General features: G+C 49.4%; 14 protein-coding genes. 11 read left to right on the forward strand and 3 right to left on the reverse strand.

From position 1 onward, the window contains the following. Positions 1-393: 393 nt before the first annotated feature. From SHK35_RS01935 to SHK35_RS01975, 9 genes are read left to right on the forward strand one after another with little or no spacing between them, the layout of a single operon-like run. Positions 394-1,329, forward strand: coding sequence for a glycosyltransferase family 2 protein (locus SHK35_RS01935; protein WP_318702989.1), 936 nt, complete (start codon positions 394-396; stop codon positions 1,327-1,329). A gap of 14 nt (positions 1,330-1,343) precedes the next feature. Then, the gene (locus SHK35_RS01940; protein ID WP_318708308.1) at positions 1,344-3,071 is read left to right on the forward strand and encodes a DUF6020 family protein; all 1,728 of its coding nucleotides are present in this window, start codon (positions 1,344-1,346) and stop codon (positions 3,069-3,071) included. Then, positions 3,068-4,195 carry an FAD-dependent oxidoreductase gene (locus tag SHK35_RS01945; RefSeq protein ID WP_318708310.1) on the forward strand — a complete coding sequence of 376 codons (1,128 nt, stop codon included), beginning with the start codon at positions 3,068-3,070 and terminating at the stop codon, positions 4,193-4,195. The genes SHK35_RS01940 and SHK35_RS01945 overlap by 4 nt, the downstream gene beginning before the upstream one ends. Positions 4,196-4,231: 36 nt before the next feature. Next, on the forward strand, positions 4,232-5,176 hold the full coding sequence (locus SHK35_RS01950) for a glycosyltransferase (protein ID WP_318708311.1): 945 nt from the start codon (positions 4,232-4,234) through the stop codon (positions 5,174-5,176). Beyond that, entirely contained in the window at positions 5,173-5,898 is a 726-nt protein-coding gene (locus tag SHK35_RS01955) for a glycosyltransferase (RefSeq protein WP_318708312.1), read from the forward strand. The genes SHK35_RS01950 and SHK35_RS01955 overlap by 4 nt, the downstream gene beginning before the upstream one ends. Positions 5,899-5,915: 17 nt before the next feature. Further along, entirely contained in the window at positions 5,916-7,022 is a 1,107-nt protein-coding gene (locus tag SHK35_RS01960; RefSeq protein WP_318708313.1) for a DegT/DnrJ/EryC1/StrS family aminotransferase, read from the forward strand. Positions 7,023-7,056: 34 nt separating this feature from the next. Next, positions 7,057-7,605 carry a GNAT family N-acetyltransferase gene (locus tag SHK35_RS01965; protein ID WP_318708314.1) on the forward strand — a complete coding sequence of 183 codons (549 nt, stop codon included), beginning with the start codon at positions 7,057-7,059 and terminating at the stop codon, positions 7,603-7,605. Positions 7,606-7,648: 43 nt separating this feature from the next. Beyond that, positions 7,649-8,581 carry a glycosyltransferase family 2 protein gene (locus SHK35_RS01970; RefSeq protein WP_318708315.1) on the forward strand — a complete coding sequence of 311 codons (933 nt, stop codon included), beginning with the start codon at positions 7,649-7,651 and terminating at the stop codon, positions 8,579-8,581. A gap of 19 nt (positions 8,582-8,600) precedes the next feature. Then, positions 8,601-10,202 carry a hypothetical protein gene (locus tag SHK35_RS01975; protein WP_318708316.1) on the forward strand — a complete coding sequence of 534 codons (1,602 nt, stop codon included), beginning with the start codon at positions 8,601-8,603 and terminating at the stop codon, positions 10,200-10,202. Here the strand turns inward: SHK35_RS01975 and pseC are convergent. The 3 genes from pseC to SHK35_RS01990 all read right to left on the reverse strand — a co-directional run bounded on the left by pseC (position 10,193) and on the right by SHK35_RS01990 (position 14,530). Then, the gene (gene pseC / locus SHK35_RS01980) at positions 10,193-11,386 is read right to left on the reverse strand and encodes a UDP-4-amino-4,6-dideoxy-N-acetyl-beta-L-altrosamine transaminase (protein ID WP_318708318.1); all 1,194 of its coding nucleotides are present in this window, start codon (positions 11,384-11,386) and stop codon (positions 10,193-10,195) included. The two genes, SHK35_RS01975 and pseC, sit on opposite strands and share 10 nt — an antisense overlap. A 120-nt stretch (positions 11,387-11,506) precedes the next feature. Then, complete coding sequence (locus SHK35_RS01985) at positions 11,507-13,114, reverse strand: hypothetical protein (protein WP_318708319.1); 1,608 nt, start codon at positions 13,112-13,114, stop codon at positions 11,507-11,509. Between the two features lie 51 nt (positions 13,115-13,165). Continuing rightward, on the reverse strand, positions 13,166-14,530 hold the full coding sequence (locus SHK35_RS01990) for an SGNH/GDSL hydrolase family protein (RefSeq protein ID WP_318708320.1): 1,365 nt from the start codon (positions 14,528-14,530) through the stop codon (positions 13,166-13,168). Between the two features lie 129 nt (positions 14,531-14,659). On the opposite strand from SHK35_RS01990, the gene SHK35_RS01995 reads away from it, so the two are divergent. Continuing rightward, positions 14,660-16,156, forward strand: a complete 1,497-nt coding sequence (locus SHK35_RS01995) for a glycosyltransferase family 39 protein (protein ID WP_318703001.1) — start codon at positions 14,660-14,662, stop codon at positions 16,154-16,156. Between the two features lie 22 nt (positions 16,157-16,178). Continuing rightward, positions 16,179-17,801: a glucosyltransferase domain-containing protein gene (locus SHK35_RS02000; protein ID WP_318703002.1), complete on the forward strand. Its 1,623-nt coding sequence runs from the start codon at positions 16,179-16,181 to the stop codon at positions 17,799-17,801. The last annotated feature ends 8 nt before the right edge of the window (positions 17,802-17,809 follow it).

Raw genomic sequence — 17,809 nt, forward strand, 5'->3', positions numbered from 1 at the left:
GGTATATTAGTTGTCAGGACTAAAAGAATGTGATAGAATCTTTTCATGGAACAATCGTGTTACAGGGTGTGTTGGCCTCATTCTAAAAGAATGGGGGTGATGCCTATGAAAAATCGTTTTGATTTTAAGGATTTAATGACATTTGGTCTTTTCCTTTTGGCATTGCTTACTTTCGTTTTTTCGTTTTGTAAGTAGCTATACATAGCAAAACCACCCTTGTACTTTGGTCGGTTCAGGGTGGCATTTGCTGGCTTGCTAACTTGGTCAACCCCCTCGTGGGCGGTTGTTCCTTTTCTGATTAAATTATAGCATGATGCTAAGGATAATTCAATATTATCCTTTGCTTTTTTCTTAAAAATGGGTAACGGATGGAAAAGAAAGGATATACTCCACATGGATAAAGTAGCGGTATTGATCCCTTGTTATAACGAGGAGCAGACGGTATCTAAGGTGATAGGGGATGTAAAGGAAGCACTGCCGGAGGCCCGGATTTATGTGTATGACAACAACTCCACAGACGATACGGCTAAACTGGCCGCTCAGGCCGGTGCCATCGTGCGCCGGGAATACAAGCAGGGGAAGGGCAATGTGCTTCGCAGGATGTTTCGGGAGATTGACGCCCAGTGCTATCTGATGATTGACGGAGACGATACTTATCCTCTGGATTGTGCCAGGGAGATGGTGGACAAGGTGCTTTGCCGCAACGCGGACATGGTGGTGGGGGACAGGCTCTCCTCTACTTATTTCACGGAGAACAAAAGACCCTTCCACAATTTTGGAAACAGTCTCATGCGCATGGGAATCAACGGCCTGTTCGGCTCGGACATCAAGGATATTATGACAGGCTACCGGGCACTGAGCTATGAATTTGTAAAAACCTTCCCCGTTTTCTCCAAGGGCTTTGAGATCGAGACGGAGATGACCATACATGCGGTGAATTACAATATGCAGGTTGACAATGTGGTGGTGGAGTACAGAGACCGGCCTGAGGGCAGTGTGTCCAAGCTCAATACCTACAGCGATGGGCTTAAGGTTCTTCGCAAGATGCTTCAGCTGTATAAAAATTATAAGCCTCTTCGGTTTTTCGGCGGGCTTGGTCTGATTCTTATACTGATTGCCCTCATTTTTATGCTGCCTATTATCGGCGTATACTTGGACACAGGACTGGTGCCCAGATTTCCCACGCTGATTGTATGCGGCTTTATGGTGCTGGCCGGAATCCAGTCCTTTTTTTCGGGAATGATACTGGAGGTTATGGCTGCAAAGGATAAAAAGGATTTCGAGTACAGGCTCAACAGGATTCACGAGAACAGGAAAACGCCTGAGTGAGCGGAGGGACTTTCATGGATAGAAAAAAAATGCTTTCCAGACCGGCTGCTTATTTTATTTTTATCAGCATCGGCTTTTGGTTTTTCTTTTTATGCGGCGCCATTCACAGGCTGACAGAGCAGGGAAACATTCTTTGGACGGGTTCTTACTTTTTGGGCCTTGCTGCGGTAAGCCTTGTGGGGGGCGCGGTCTTTGGCGGGGGCATCTGCTTTTTGGTATACAAAAGTGCGTTTCGTCCCGGAAAAGCCAGAGAGGAGTGGGGAGAGGCCTGGCACAGCAGCCCGGGAAAGGTGTTTGGGGTATCCTTTGTGCTTATGGTGCTTTTCTGGCTGCCGGGGTATCTGGCATATTATCCGGGTATCTGCGCCTACGATATGCCCATTCAGACAGGGCAGATCGTTTCGGGAAGCTACAACGACCACCATCCTATCGCCCACACGCTTTTGATTGAAGGAGCCATGCGCCTGGGGGAGGCAGTGTTTGGAGAGGTAAATGCGGGCATCGCAGCGCTTTCCCTTTTACAGCTTTTATTTTTGGCCTTTGCCTTTGCTTTTGGGATGGCTGCCCTTACCCGGTGCGGGGTGCGTCTTTGGCTTAGGATATTGCTCCTTTTGTACGGGGTCTTTTTCCCCTTCCATATGTATATGAGTGTCAGCATCACAAAGGATACGGTATTTTCCGCTTTTTTTGTGCTGCAGGTTTTGGCGCTGTGCCTGATTCTGCGCCGGGGAGAAAACGGGCTTTCGCACGGGCAATTGCACGGGCAATTGCCCGGGAAATTAGATTTTTTGCTTTTTTTTGGCACAATCGGCATGATTTTATTTCGAAACAACGGGAAATATGCTATGCTGGTACTGCTGGCGGTTTTAGCGCTTGTTTTTTTGTTTGGAAAGGAAAGAAGAAAGCTCTGGGGGCGGCTGCTTTTGTGTCTGGGAACGGCGTTTCTCTTGGGAAATCTGATTCTCAGCGCCCTTTTTTGGGCTACAAAGGCACAGCAGGGGGATAAGCGGGAGATGCTGAGTATGCCCATTCAGCAGCTTGCCCGGTGTATGCTCTATCACGGGGGAGCTGGAGCTCTTTCAGAGGACGACAATACCATGGGAGAAGGGGATAAGGCGTTAATCAACGACTTTCTTTTGGATCAGGGCTATCTGTCATACAACCCATCCATCTCGGACCCTGTGAAAAGCCATACCAACACTTACGTGGTGCGCTACCGTACCTTGGAATTTGCCCAGACCTATTTTCGGCTGTTTGTGCAGTATCCCGGAGATTTTGTCAATGCGGCGCTTGCTTTGAACGCAGGCTATCTTTCTCCCTTTGACGAAAGCCACGCAGACATCAACCAGGGCTCCGGAGAGAAAGGTCTTGGTTATGTACAGACCAGATGGGTGGAGGAGGAGCTTGCCGGACGGGGCATTTACAAGGACTCCAAATGGGAGTGGCTTCATGAGAGGCTGGAAAGCTGGGCAGATGATAACGGATATCTGCAGCTGCCTCTGATCAAATATTTGTTTGTACCGGGCACCTGGCTGTGGCTGCTGCTTTTTCTTTGGGCATACCTTCTGGTCCACAGGCGTTTTGGAATGTGTATTCCCCTGGCATTGTTTGCCGGGTATTACATCACGCTTTTTTTAGGGCCTGCGGTACAGCTTCGCTATCTATATCCTGTGATGGCGGCGCTGCCCTTTGCGGCGCTTCTGTGCGGGAAAAAGAATATGGATGAGGGAACGGGAATATGACGGACAAATTAATTATCGGTGCAGGGCTCTACGGGCTGTATGCGGCCTTATACTGCGCCAAAAGAGGGCAGAGTGTGGAGGTGCTGGAAATTGACAGTGGGCCCTTTAGACGGGCTACCTATATCAATCAGGCAAGGGTGCATATGGGTTACCATTATCCCAGATCTCTATCCACCGCCTTAAAATCAGCGGGCTATTTTAAGAGATTTGTGGAAGAGTATGCTTTCTGCATCCGTTTTGATTTTGAACAGGTTTATGCCACCTCGGCCCATTTTTCCTGGACGGATGCCAGGGAATTTGGCAAATTCTGCAAGGATGCGGATATTCCCTGTATGCCTCTTCCAGTGGAACGTTTCTTTCGAGAGGGAACCTGTGACGGCGCTTTTCTCACCAAGGAGTACACCTATGACGCCCATATTCTGCGGGATTTTTTCCTGGAGGAGCTTTCCAAATATCCGGGTGTGCGGATTTATTATAATACGGAGATACAGAGAATTGTCAAAGAAGCGGACCGTTTTACCATTTATGCCTTGCGGGATGGAAAAAAGGAATGCTACAGTGCTCCCTTTGTACTGAATGCCTCCTATGCCTCTGTAAATCAGGTGCTCCAAAAGGTGGAGGGGGTGGATGCAGAGCCCTTTGGCCTTAAGTATGAACTGTGTGAGATCATACTCTGCAAAACGCAAGAACCTTTGCAAAACCTGGGGCTGACGGTGATGGATGGGCCTTTTTTCTCCATTATGCCCTTTGGAAAGACAGGACTTCACTCTTTGACCTCTGTTACCTTTACACCGCACATGACAAGCTATGGGGAAACGCCGGATTTTTCCTGCAAAAAAGGAGGCGGCTGCGAGGGCTTCTTTCTGGGCAACTGTAATGACTGCCCAAACAGGCCGGACAGCGCATGGGAATATATGTCCGCCCTGGCCCGCAAATACATCAGGGACGAGTATGCGTTCACCTATGAAAAGTCTCTGTTTTCCATGAAGCCTATCTTAAAGGCGTCGGAGATTGACGATTCCAGGCCCACGGTGATCCGGTACGCCTCCAGAAATCCGGACTTTGTAAGCGTTTTGTCGGGCAAGATCAATACGGTGTATGATCTGGACCCATTTTTGGAATAAAATACAGGCCCTGGGGCCGGATGAAAGGAAAAGCTGATGCAAAACAGGGAAAAGAACTTTGTGTCTTGTGTGATTTATCTGCACAATGTGGAAAACCGAGTAAAGGGTTTTTTGAATGAAATCTGTGGCGTCATGGAGGAAAACTTTGAAAAATTCGAGATCATTTGTGTAAATGACGGCTGCATGGATGCCACGGTGGAAAAGGTAAGAGAATTTCTGCAGGAGAGGAAGCAGAGCCTGGTGGTGAGTCTGGTGAATCTCAGCCATTTTCAAGGGGTGGAAAACGCCATGAATGCAGGCTGTGATCTGGCGGTCGGGGACTTTATTTTTGAGTTTGACAGCTGCCAGCTGGATTTTGAACCGGGGCTGATTATGGAGATTTACCGCAGATCTCTGGAGGGCTTTGACGTGGTGGCCGCCGCGCCCAGATATGGAGTGCCCATAACCTCCAGACTGTTCTATGCCCTATACAACTGGGGAAGTCATTATAAAGGGAAAATAAGAAGAGAAAGATTCCGTATTATTTCCAGAAGGGCGGTAAACCGGGTAAACCAGATGAATATTTATGTGCCCTACCGAAAAGCCCTGTATATGAACTGCGGTTTAAAAACGGATACCATTGTGTATGATAATAAGTATATGGCAAGGAAGGCCGCAAACAGGGAGGAACGGGGGGCGAGAAGCACACTTGCGGCGGATACGCTGGTGATTTTTACGGATGTTCTGGAAAAGCTGTCCCTTGCGGTGACGATTCTTTTGTTTGGAGCTTTGCTTATCATGTTTGGGTATCTGGCCTGGTCCGTTTTCAGCTCGGTGCGTCCGGTGGAGGGCTGGCTGTCTATTATGTTCTTCATGTGCTTTGGATTTTTTATGCTTTCTGTGCTGTTAACTTTGATCTTTAAGTATCTTTCGGTGATTTTAAATATGAGCTTTAAGCGTCAGCGCTATGTGATAGAAGGAGTGGAAAAACTGACAAAATGATGCTTACCATTATTTTTCCGGTATTGAATGAGAGGCTGCGGCTTGAGAAGGGGATCACCCGTACAGTGGAATATTTGGACAGGATCGGGTTTTCCGATTATGAAATCCTGATTGTGGACAATGGCTCCGAGGATGAGACTCCGCAGATTGCGGATAAGCTGTGCAGACGCTACAGCCGGGTGAAGTATGAGAGAATCCCGGTCAGGGGAGTGGGGGCAGCCTTCCGAAGAGGAGTGAAGCTAAGCCACGGAGACATTGTGGGATATATGGATATCGATCTTTCCACCAATATCAAGCATCTTGGAGAGGCCATAGAGATTTTTAAGGAAAGGCCGGAGATTGCATATATCAACGGCAGCCGATTTGCAAAGGCGTCAGATACAAGAGGAAGAAAGTGGTATCGGAAGATCACTTCCCAGGGTCTATTAATCCTGCTTAAGGTATTTCTGGGGATGAAGAGTACCGACGCCATCTGCGGCTTTACCTTCGTGCGAAAAAAGACGGCGGTTTCCCTGATCAAGGGCTGCAGCCGGGACAATGGCTGGTTTTACATGATCGAGTTCTTGCTGCGGGCGGAGAAACGGGGCGTAAGGATTCTGGATTATCCCGTGGAATGGGAAGAGGACTATAATACGACGGTGAAACTGTTTCGCACCATATTTAACTACTTGAAGCAGATTGCCAGGTTGTTCTGGGAATTTAACATTCGAAAGAATATTTGAGAAAGGGATGTGACGTGATGAGCGAACCCATCAAAAGAATTGATCTGACCAGGGATTATGAGGCTCACAGGGAGGAATACCTGGAGGCCATTGAAAGGGTGTGCGCCCAGACTGCCTTTTCCGGAGGAAAATATGCGGATGCCTTTGACGAAGCGTTTGCGGCTTATGTGGGCACAAGGTATGCCTGCGGCGTAAACAACGGCACCTCGGCGCTGCACTGTGCCATGCTGGCCCTTGGGGTGGGAAAAGGAGACCAGGTGATCGTGCCGGCAAACACATATATTGCCACAGCCTGGGGAGTGACCTACACAGGTGCGGAGCCTGTGTTTGTGGATTGCAGGGCGGATACCTGGGAGATTGACCCAGGGGAGATAGAGAAAAAAATCACTTCCAGAACAAAAGGCATCATAGGGGTGCATCTGTACGGGCAGCCCTTTGACTATGGAGCCGTAAAGGAGATTGCGGACCGGCACGGACTATTTGTGGTGGAGGACTGCGCCCAGGCCCACGGAGCCAGATTTGAGGGGAGAAATGTGGGTACATTGGGAGAAATGGGGTGCTTCAGCTTTTATCCCGGCAAGAATCTGTATGCCTTTGGAGAAGGGGGAAGCGTCACCTGCGATAAGGAAGCGTACTACAGGCACATCACCCGCTTAAAGAATCAGGGCTGTGACGTGCGTTACTATCATGACGAAGTGGGATACAATTACCGGCTGGAGGGAATCCAGGGGGCGGTGCTTTCCGTCAGTCTGAAATATCTGCCTGGCTGGACGAAAAAAAGGCAGGAGATTGGCAGGCGCTATCTGCAGGAGATAACCAATCCTCTGTTTACCATGCAGAGCCATCCTTCCAATACGGAGCCTGTGTTTCACCTGTTTGTGGTGACGGTGCCTCACAGGGATGATTTTGTAGCATATATGGCACAGGCGGGTGTGGAGTGCAACCTTCATTATCCGGTGCCTTGTCATCTGCAGAAGGCGTATGGATATCTGGGATATCAAAAGGGAGACTGCCCCAACGCGGAATATCTGGCAGAGCATTGTGTGACGCTGCCCTTGTTCCCGGAAATGCGGGAGGAGGAGATCTGCCGGGTGATAGAGCTGTGCAACAGCTATCAGGGGTAGAAAGGCGCAGTACAGCGCGGAAATAGGGAGAAGTATGCAGAACTTAGAGAAAGAATACAGAGACGACAAAGCGGGAATCTTTTTGCGGCTGATGACGCCCCAGGATACGGATTTGATCATAGCCTGGCGAAACAGCGACCAAGTGCGAAAGAATTTTATCTATCAGGAGCCCTTTACCAGAGCGGGACATGAAAACTGGATTCGCACCATGATTGACACTGGGAAGGCACTGCAGTTTGTGATCTGTGACACAAAAGGAGGAAAGCCCCTGGGCTCCGTGTATATCCGGGACATTGACAGAAAGCATAACAAGGCGGAATACGGGATTTTTATCGGAGAGGCAGATGCCAGGGGCCGGGGGGTAGGCACGGCAGCAGCAAAGCTGATGCTTGCCTGCTGCTTTGAGGAGCTTAAGCTGCACCGGATTTATCTGCGGGCGCTGGCTGATAATCTCCAGGCCCTGCGCAGCTATGAAAAGGCTGGATTTGTCCGGGAGGGCAGTCTTAGGGATGATGTGCGCATAGATGGAAAATACCGGGATATCGTATGGATGGCGGCATTAAATCCCGCTGAGGAAGAATGAACGAAAAAGAATGAAAAAAGAACGTAACAGAAGGACGGATGAAATGAAAAAAGTAAGTTTTGTAATTCCCTGCTATCGATCTGCCCATACGCTGCCTCATGTGGTGGAGGAGATCGACCGGAGGATGGAGACGCTTTCCAAGTACACCTATGACATTTTTCTGGTCAACGACTGCTCCCCGGACAATACCTTGGAGGTGATACGAGAGCTTTGCAAAGACAGGGAGAATGTAAAGGGGATCAGCTTTGCCCGCAACTTCGGGCAGCATGCGGCGCTGATGGCCGGCCTTCGGTTTTCGGACGGGGACTATGTGATCTGCCTTGACGATGACGGACAGACTCCTGCACAGGAGGCGGACAAGCTTTTGGAGAAGCTGGAGGAGGGCTATGATGCCGTCTATGCCAAATATGATCACAAGCAGCACTCCGCCTTCCGCAACCTGGGAAGCAGGGTAAACGAGTGGATGACCAGAATTATGCTGGGAAAGCCTGCGGACTTGTATCTTTCCAGTTATTTTGGGGTGAAGCGGTTTGTAGTGGAGGATATGATCCGGTATGAAAATTCCTATCCCTATGTGATCGGTCTTGTGCTTCGGGCTACCCAAAACATTACAAATGTGATGGTGCATCACAGAGAGCGGGAGGAGGGAGTCTCCGGCTATAATTTAAAGAAGCTGCTGGGACTGTGGTTTAATGGCTTTACCGCATTTTCCGTAAAGCCCCTTCGCATGGCCACCGCTGTGGGAGGCACCTTTGCGGGCATCGGATTTTTGTACGGCATATATACCATCTTAAAGCGCCTGATCAACCCGGCTGTCCCCATGGGCTTCAGCTCCTTAATGTCTGTCATTGTGTTTTTCGGAGGCATGATCATGGTAATGCTGGGATTGATCGGGGAATACATTGGGCGCATTTACATCAGCCTGAACAATTCGCCTCAGTACGTTATCCGGGAGAAAATAGGCATAGAGGAATAGAAAGGAACACGGCATTTGTATGGAAAGATTTGTAGGCTGGTGGAAGAAGGAAAATCGGTACAAGCTGCTTGTAAAGGCAGTACTTATGGGGCTTTTACCCCTTCTGTGCTGTGTTGTCACCTGCGCCGCACAGGGGAAAGCCATCTGGGACGTGTATTTGCCCAATTCTGAGTGGAACGACGAGCTTTTTTACTTCAAGCAGGTGGAGGGCATTGTGCATTTTGGATATCCCCAGGGGTATTTCGGCTTCAACGAAAGCCATGCCTTAAGGCTTTCCTTTGCGGCGTGGAGCCCGGTGCTGGTGTTTCCCTGGATTTTATGGGGGCTGCTTTTTGGCTGGAATCTCATGTCCCCCATTCTCTGTAATGTGGTTTTGATGACAGCGGCAATGGTTTTATTTGTCTGTCTGGTAAAGCCCTCCTGGAAGCAGCTGGGGGTGCTTACCCTGTTGTTCTGTCTGTATACCCATTTTGTACGGTATATGCTCTCGGGCATGCCGGAAATCATCTGTATGAGCCTGCTGATTATCTTTTACGGGCTGGCCCTGAATTACTTAAACAGGGAAAGAATTTATAAGCTGGTGCTTTTGTTTGTGCTGTCCGGGGTGCTTACCCTGATGCGGCCTTATATGCTGCTGTTTATGCTGCTCCCTGTGTATCTGTGGGTGAGAAGGTCCGGCCTAAAGGGGCTTTTTGGCTCTCTTTTTGTGCTGGCTGCAGTGGGAGGAAGCTATGCCCTGATCAAGCATTATCTGGGGGCGGAATACTTTACGCCGCTGTTTTTTACGGACTGGATCACTGCATTTTTTGAACGGGGATTTTTCGGGGGACTGCGTTACTTTTTCAGCAAGCTGTATTGGATGGGAACGGATTTTTTGAGATATACCATACAGGGCTTTCGAAGCGGAATGGCGGCAGGAACGGCCTTTGGCGGGTATCTTCTCATGATGGCGGTGCTCCTTTGGCAGACGGGGGCGGATTTCCTGAAACAGAGAAGGGAAAAGAAAGAAAAAGAGCCTGTTTTTATCATAGAAGCCCATCTGGCTCTGTGCTTTGTGGGAATGCAGTTTGCCTTGCTTTTGATGTATAAGCTGACGGAGGGAAGCAAGCATCTGCTGACCTTTATCGGCGTGGGGATTTTTGTGGTCAGCCTCATGCGTACCCGGTTTTATAAAAAGGCAGCCCTCTTGGGAACCGCCTTCGCATTTTTTTATACTTATATGGCAGTGGAGCCTTACGACTATCAAATTCCCTATGTGACGGAAGAAAGACAGGTACAGATAGAAACCTGGAGACAGGAACTGGCAAAGCAGGTGCAGCTTGAGCGGGAGGAGACTCCAAGCTTTGAGAATGTGGCTATCTGGCTTTTGTACGACAATACGCAAGAGGGTACAGTAGGAGATACTTGGCAGATTCTATATGCGCTGCCGGAGGGCATGGGAATCAGCTGCTGTTATCCCGAGTATGTGACGGAAAACTTCCAGTCCCTTAAGAGCCGCTATATTGCAGCCATTCCGGGGGGCGAGGTGGCAAGGCTCTGCGAAGAGGCGGGCTATGCGCTTTTGTACAGCGACCAGGATATGGCCTTTTACGACCGAATGCAGCAGGGCGCTTATTTTTGATAGAACTGGATGATCTTTTTCACTGCATAAATCACATCCTGAAGGTCTTTGTCCGTGAGAGAATAGTAGAGAGGAAGGCTCATAACCTCCGAATAATACTTTTCTGCGTGGGGACAAAGGCCTTTTTCATATCCAAGCTTTTCGTAGTAGGAGTGCCAGTATACGGGAAGGTAATGCACCTGGGAGTAGATGCCTTCCTGGTGCAGCGCGTCAAAAAATTCCCTTCTGCTGCAGCGAAGGAGCTCACTGCGCAGCCGGAGAATATAGAGATGCCTGGTGGTGTCAGATTCCGGGATTTCCTCCTGCACCTGAATCTGGGGAACCTGGGAAAAGGCCTGGTTATAGACCCCTACAATTTCCTTTCTGCGCCGGGAAAACGCATCCAGCTTTTTTAACTGGCTGGACAAAAGCGCAGCCTGAAACTCTGTGATGCGGTAGTTATAGCCAAATCCCACCTGTTCATTGTACCAGGGATCGTCTGTGGGATGCGCCATTTGGGAGCGGTCTCTGGTGATGCCGTGGGCATGGGCCAGCACAAGCTTTTTGTAAAGAGCTTCATCGTTTGTGGTGACAGCGCCCCCTTCTCCGGCAGTAACCGTCTTTACAGGATGAAAACTGAAGGTGGTCATGTCTGCAATACTTCCCACCGGCTGTCCCTTGTATTTGGTGCCGATGGAATGGGCGGCGTCCTCAATGAGGATGAGCCCGTGTCTGCGGCAGATATCCCGGATGGGGTCAAGCTGGGCGGCCTGGCCGGTGAAGTCCACAGCGATCACGGCCTTTGTCCGGGGACTGATGCACCTTTCGATGGCCTGCGGGTCTATGTTATAGGTTCTGGGATCGATATCGGCAAACACAGGCCTTGCGCCGCAGTAAAGAATACAGTTTGCAGAAGCGGCAAAGGTGATGGGGGTGGTGATTACTTCGTCTCCCGGCCCAATTCCTGCTGCAAGTGCGGCGATATGCAGTGCGGCGGTGCCGTTTGAGACTGCAACGCAGTATTTTGCTCCGGTAACTGCACAAAGCTCTTTTTCCAGCGCCTCTGTCCGGGGTCCGCAGGTGAGATAATCGCTGCGGAGCGTTTCCGCTACCGCCTGAATATCCGCCTCATCAATATATTGTCTTCCATAGCTTAGAGGAACTTCCCGCACGGGGGTGCCTCCGTTGATTGCCAGCTTTTCCATGATCATTTTCCTCGTTTCTTTGCAGTCTTTTGCTACAAGTATAGCACTGAGGCGGCTTTCTGTATAGTCCTTCCTCTGGGAGCGCGGGCGCTGCATTTGCATTGCGGCGCTGGAGCGCTCTTAAGAGGCAGAAGCCCCATAGGACTTCAAAACCTTCACGGAATCGTACAAAAGCACAAGATAGCTGTCATCCTCATAGATTACCTGGCCGTTTTGCACAGAGGCCGCGTTTTGGTAGGCAGAAGCCTCCTGCTGAGTGAGCAGGAGGAAGACGCTGCCCTCATGATAATCCGCTTCGTAATATTTCATGGGGGAGGACCATTTAAAATCATTGAGATTTTCCGGGTCCCAGATGTTGGCGATTTCCACCTGGCCGTTGGTAAGCTCCGTGATGATGTTGGCGTTATTGTAGGTGGCATAGCCGAAGTGATAGCCGTTTTCTGCCAGAAATTCCGCCACAGGGCGCTTAGCCGCGTTTTTGTCCACCGTGATCTCTGAGAGCACCGTTTTTCCGGTGCTTAACAGAAGGCAGCCGGCTAAAAGCAGTGCAGTCACAGCCTTGTCAAACACGAGCTCTTCCTTTGTAAAATACAAACACAGAACTGGCAGCACAAAAATAAACACCGTGATATAGTAACGGGGCACCAGAGTGCTTGTGGTGAAAACAAAGGCAAAGCAGTTTACAAAGAAAGCGGTAATCAGAAACAAAACCACAAAGAAGGAGGAGCCTTCGGTGCGCCGGAAGCATTTTACGGTGCAATAAATAAAAAGTCCGATCAATAGGAAGGAAATGATGGAAATCAGCCCCCGCAGGGACAGCACGCTTCTGTCGGGGATATAGCCAAAGAGCATGAGCAGCGCGCCCAGCGCGTTCTGCAGGCGCGTAAGCAGCACACCGTCATAGATGGAAATAAAGTTGGTGGACTCGTAGGTTTGAAAGCTGTAATGCCTGCTGATGTAGAGCACATTGACCCCGTAACCTAAAATGCTGCCTGCAAAGCCAAGAAGGCTGTAAAAAAAGCTGGCGGCGCTGTTTCCGGAAAGCAGAGCGTAAAATTTCGTTCGGGAGGGAGAGCGGCGCAGCTCCTGAAACTGCGTGGAGCGCACGCAGAAGAGGAAGGCGGTGAGCACCAAAGGGCACTGCATCGCCAACAGGTAGCGGATTCCCGAGATGCCGCACACCACAGAGAGGGCCAGGTAAAGAAAAAGGAGCAAAGCCTTTTTCCAGGTCATTTTTCTGTGGCTGTTCCAGAGCCTTAAAAACATCCCGAAATAGAAAAATACAATGATCACATGGGACATATAGGTATTGCCGATCTGCATATGAAGCATCATGGTCTCCGAAAAGGGAAGGAGAAGCAGAAGGGAGGTGAGAACTGCTGCTTTGGGGGAGACCTTCAGGGGTTTTAAAAAATAGAAATAGGATACCAGCAAAAGACCGTAAAATACCAGGTTTGTAATGGTGCGGATAGCATGCCAGTTGTTTAGAATCCGAAAGAGGGGACCCATAATCAGATGGGTATACAAAAATCGAAATTCGGTGGAATAGCACCAGTCAGGGGATGCAAAAATATGCCCTTCCTGGGCCAGAAGTCTGGAAAAAATCATTTCTGCCGCCATATCCGAGTCCAGCCAGTGATCCTGGAAAAATAGATTCAGGATAATTAACAGACAAAGGGCCAGTAAAAGAAAAATATAAGGATAATAGGTTTTCAGCTTCTGTTTCATGGGAGAAGATTCCTTTCCTGGAGATTAATGTTTTGGGGAGCAATTTCAAGCTTACAGTCCGGCTATGGCTTTTGCCAGATGTGTGCCAAACAAAAACCTTCCGGCCTCGTTTAAATGGCATCCGTCCAGAAGATAGCTGGTGGAATTCGTCCTGTTGATGCCAAGCTCTGTATAATTATCTAAGAAATGCACATTCATATCAGCAGCGGCTTCCTTGGCCGCAGCCACGTAATCTCTGAGGGTTCCTCCATTTTCACTCTGGGGGATGCTTCCGTAGCCGTAATAACTGGTAAAGTTCGGGGACATGATAAAAATATCGGCATCGGGAAAGGCTTCCTTTAAAAGCTTTACGCCAAGGCGCAAAGCCCCGGCATAGCTTTTGCTGTTATAGGGGTCTGCATCGTCGTCCGCCGGAAGTCCGATAAAGTAGTCGTTGAGACCGAAATTAACTGCAAAACAAAGCCTGTCCGCCTCTTTTGCTCCAGGGGAGCCGCTGTCCAAAAAGGACTGCACTACATGAGGAAAGGATGTGCTTTCATTCTCATCCCAGGATGCGCTTGCGCCGCCAACGGCAAGATTGTGAACCGAAGCCCCGGAGATGCCGCTTAACACACCGGGAACAGAGGTAGAATCCGTGTAATTGGCTATGATGCTGTCGCCGAAGAAAATCACGGTCCATTGGGACAAATCGGGCATAGTTTCTGTGCTCTCGGCCGCTGTCTGGGCCAAAGCCCTGTAATCCTCAAAAAGGGAGGAAAAATTTTTCTGAGTGAGAAGGTAGGGGTGGTCTCTGTCTGCATTGAGCATGACCAGCCGGGAAATATCCTCGGTGACCTCAAAATCCGTCAGATAATTGGCAGGATTGGAGATAAACCATTCCTGGGCAAAAAAGGAAAAAAAGTGAATATTATCCGAACCAAGAAAAGGGGAAATCAGCTCCTCATAGGAGGCGCAGAGGGAGGAAAATTCCTCCGAAGAGAGACCGGACAAATACGACAGGGAAGGGTATGCCGGGATAACCTCAAAAATCACGGAAGGATATTTTTCCAAAATCGCGGACAGCTCACTGGCTGTGATCTGCTCTGGCAGGACGCCCAGGTAAATGGTATTTATGGAATTGCCGGATTTTGCAATACGGCTTAGATATTCGTCCAAGGTGGAGGCATCCGGGATCTCATAGCCGGTCTTGAGCAGGGTCATGCCCCGGTAGACGGCAAAATCCTCAGGATCGTACAAAGAGGCGGGAAACATGGAGAGTAAGACGCTGTCGTAATTCTGAGAGGAAATGCGTTTGAAATCCTCCCGTTTCTTGGCGGGTGTGGACAGATACAGAAAAAGAAAAGCTGCCGCCGCTGCAATGGCGCATGCTGCCGCACACCGGAGAAGTATTTTAAAAGGTGATTTTGGTTTTTTCATATTTCATCTGCCCCTTCTGTGAGAATGCCTCTGTCCTCCGATTTTACCATATTGGGAGAAAAAATGATAGACTAACTTGCTTCGAAAATACTGCTGGGGTATAATGTAGCATATTGAAAGGAACCGGTTATGATGAACAAAATAAAAATACAGCGCTTTTTGTGGCACTTTCTCCCTGTGGCGGCGCTTGTCCTCTGGGGGGCGCTTTGCATCACCAATCAGCTTTGGTATGATGAAGCCTACTCTGCGTCCATGGTTGCACTGCCCTGGAAAAGGCTGATTTATATTACTGCTGTGGATGATCACTCCCCCTTTTATTATGTGCTGTTAAAGCTCTTTTATCATCTCTTTGGCGGGGGCACCCATTTTTATGGCCTGAAGCTTATGTCCCTTTTGTTTATGATGGGGTATATGCTTTTGGGAAAATATTATGTAAAGAAGCTTTTTGGGGAAGAGATATCGGTATGGTTTATGCTGTTTTCCCTTTTGATGCCCATCATGTCCGTGCAGGCGGGAAACGTGCGTATGTATGCCCTTGCCCTTTTCTGCCTTACCCTCACGGGACTTTCCGCCTATGATATTTTTCTGACAGATCCGCAGAATGGGGGAATCCGAAAGAAATGGATCATTTTCTGCGTGGCAAGTATCTGTACGGTATACTGCCACACCTTTGCCCTGATTCAGACCTTTTTATTCTATCTGCTGTTTCTGGGTGCTCTTCTATACAGCGGACAGAAGAAAAAGCTGAAGCCCTTTTTCATAAGCGGCATTGTGGTGTCTGTTGTGTTTTCTCCATGGCTTTTGGTGACCCTGCGCCAGATGCTGCTTCGGATGCGCTACGATGCAGGGTCCGTAACGGAGAGGCCCACCATTTACAGCTTTATGGATTACTGCAAGGAGTGGTTTTCTGCCCTGGAAACGCCCATTGGACTGGTGGTGTTTCTTGGCATGGGGCTTTTGGTGGTGCTGGGGTATTATGCGGTGGACTGGATGAAAAGCAGGCGCAATTACGCTCCTGCGGTGGGAATGCTTGCCCTGGGTCTTACCGTGCTGTCAGGAGTTTTGATTTCTGTTTTTATCAATAACTGTTTTCTGGGGCGGTATGCTTTTCCGGGCTTTGGATTTCTCATGCTGTTTTATGCAGTGGGAATGAGCCGGGCCTGTGCCCAGGACGATATTGGCGCTGTCAGAAAATTCCCCATACGAAGGGTCTGTATTCTGGTGCCTGCCCTTTTGTGCTTTGTGCTGCAGTATCGAAGTGAGCTTTCTTTGGAATATGACAATGGGCTTGCAGTCTATGAGGAGTTTGTTGCGCAGGAGGTCACGGAAAAGGACGCCTTCATCGGGCCTTATACCCATACTATTTTTCTGAATGTGTACCATCCGCAGCTTCAGTATTTTCTTTATGGCTATAAGCTCTACAGCCTTCCCTTTGCCAATACAGAGGCGCTGACGGATTTTAGCCAGCTGGAAAGCATTCAGGGGAATCTCTGGTATATCTGCTTTGCGGGGAATGAGCCCGATCAGATGGCGGAGCGGTACGACTATGAGGAGGCCTTAAGCTTTCACTATATGTATTATGATTTTGTGATTTATCGTCTGATTCCCAAGACGGGGCTTTCCTGAAAGGCGGCGGAGGTATTTTTGCATGAAAAAGTGGCTTATCTATATCCAGGAATTTTATAAAAACAAAGTGTATCTGCTGTTCCTTGGCTTTTCGGCGCTTTTTTCCTATGGCTATCTGGTAACCCATTCTGCCGTAGGTATAGACGATACGCCCTATGCCTATTATTTTGAGGAGGGGCTTTCAGCCATCGTGGGCAGATGGGTGCTGTTTTTATTGAATCAGGTGCTGGATATCGGGGATTATGCCCCCTTCCTCACAGACTTGGCGGCGGTGTTGATCCTCATGGCCGCAGTGACGGTATGGTGCGCTTTGTTTTACAGCATTCTGGGAGAGACGGTACCAAAGCTTGGATATATCATGTTCGCCTGTCTGTTTGTGTCCTGCCCCCTCTTAAGTGAGGTGTTTACTTATTATCTCCACAATGGGGTTGCGCTGGGATATCTGTTTTGTGGCGTCAGCCTGTGCTTTTTCAGAGAGGGCTTAAAGCGTGGGAAATGTATTGGGCCTTTTGCAGGCTCTGTGCTGTTTTTGTGGGCTGCCCTGGGCTGCTATGAATCCTTTATGACAGTATGGCTTTTGGGGCTGTGTCTTTTTCTTTTGTCGGAGCGCTTTGCAAGCCTTCAAAGAAAAATACTGCCTGCACTAGGGATTGGGGCGGCAGCCGCAGTTTTGGCCATTGTGTTAAGAAGCCTTATGATTGCGGGTGTGACGGCGGTCTTTGGGCTGGAATACCTGAAAGAGGAGGCTGTGCAGCGTTCCATAGGGGAGATGCTTTCCTGGATGCTTGCGCCGGGAGCGCTTGGCGAGTTTGCCATGGTGTTAAAGCGGATGTTTGTCATGTATGGGGTGTTCGCTCTGGCCTACTACCCAATTAAGATATTTGTGCTTGCATCGGCGGTGATTGTCAGCTTCAGCCTTTACCGGAGCATACGAAAGAGGGACCCGTGGATTTTCCTTTTGTGCGCAGGGGCTTTTCTGGCAGCTTTTTTGCTTGCATTTGTAGAGGGAAAGGCCACACTGTACCGGGCGGCTCAGTTTTTGCCTGTGATCTGCGGATACGGCGCTTTGGTGCTTGTGTACGCGGCCCGGAAGCTCTTTTTAAAGAAAGCGCCGAGGGCTGTAATCACGGCTTTACTTTGTGTGATTCTCTGGAACCAGTGCGCGGATATGAACCGGTGGTTTTATGTGGATTACCTGAAGTATGAGGACGCCAAAAACACCATGAATCAGGTGGTCTATGTTCTGGAGAAGGACTTTGATACCTCTAAGCCGGTGGTATTTACGGGCACCTATGAGATTCCCAAAAGCATTATTGCGGATGCCTACGTGGAGTATAACTCGGAAACCTTCTATCAAATGCTTCGGATTACCTCCCTGGTGGACGAGCATCTTTTGGAAAAGTTTTACCGGGATTACGGTGTGTGGGTGGCCCAGACCCCTTCCTTGTCTGTGATCGACTGGGGCAGATATGCCTTTGACAGTGATGAGGAGCTGGTGCGCTTTGCCGCCATGCACGGCCATGAGCTTGTGCCCCTCTTAGACGGGGATTACGCTGCTGCGGAGGAATACTCTCTGACGCTGCCTGAGTTTCCGGCGGAGGGCTCGGTAGTGGACATGGGAGATTATATCATTGTGCATTTTTAGGTGAGGAT

The sequence above is a fragment of the Candidatus Acetatifactor stercoripullorum genome, from assembly GCF_944382095.1.
Lineage (GTDB): Bacteria > Bacillota > Clostridia > Lachnospirales > Lachnospiraceae > Acetatifactor > Acetatifactor stercoripullorum.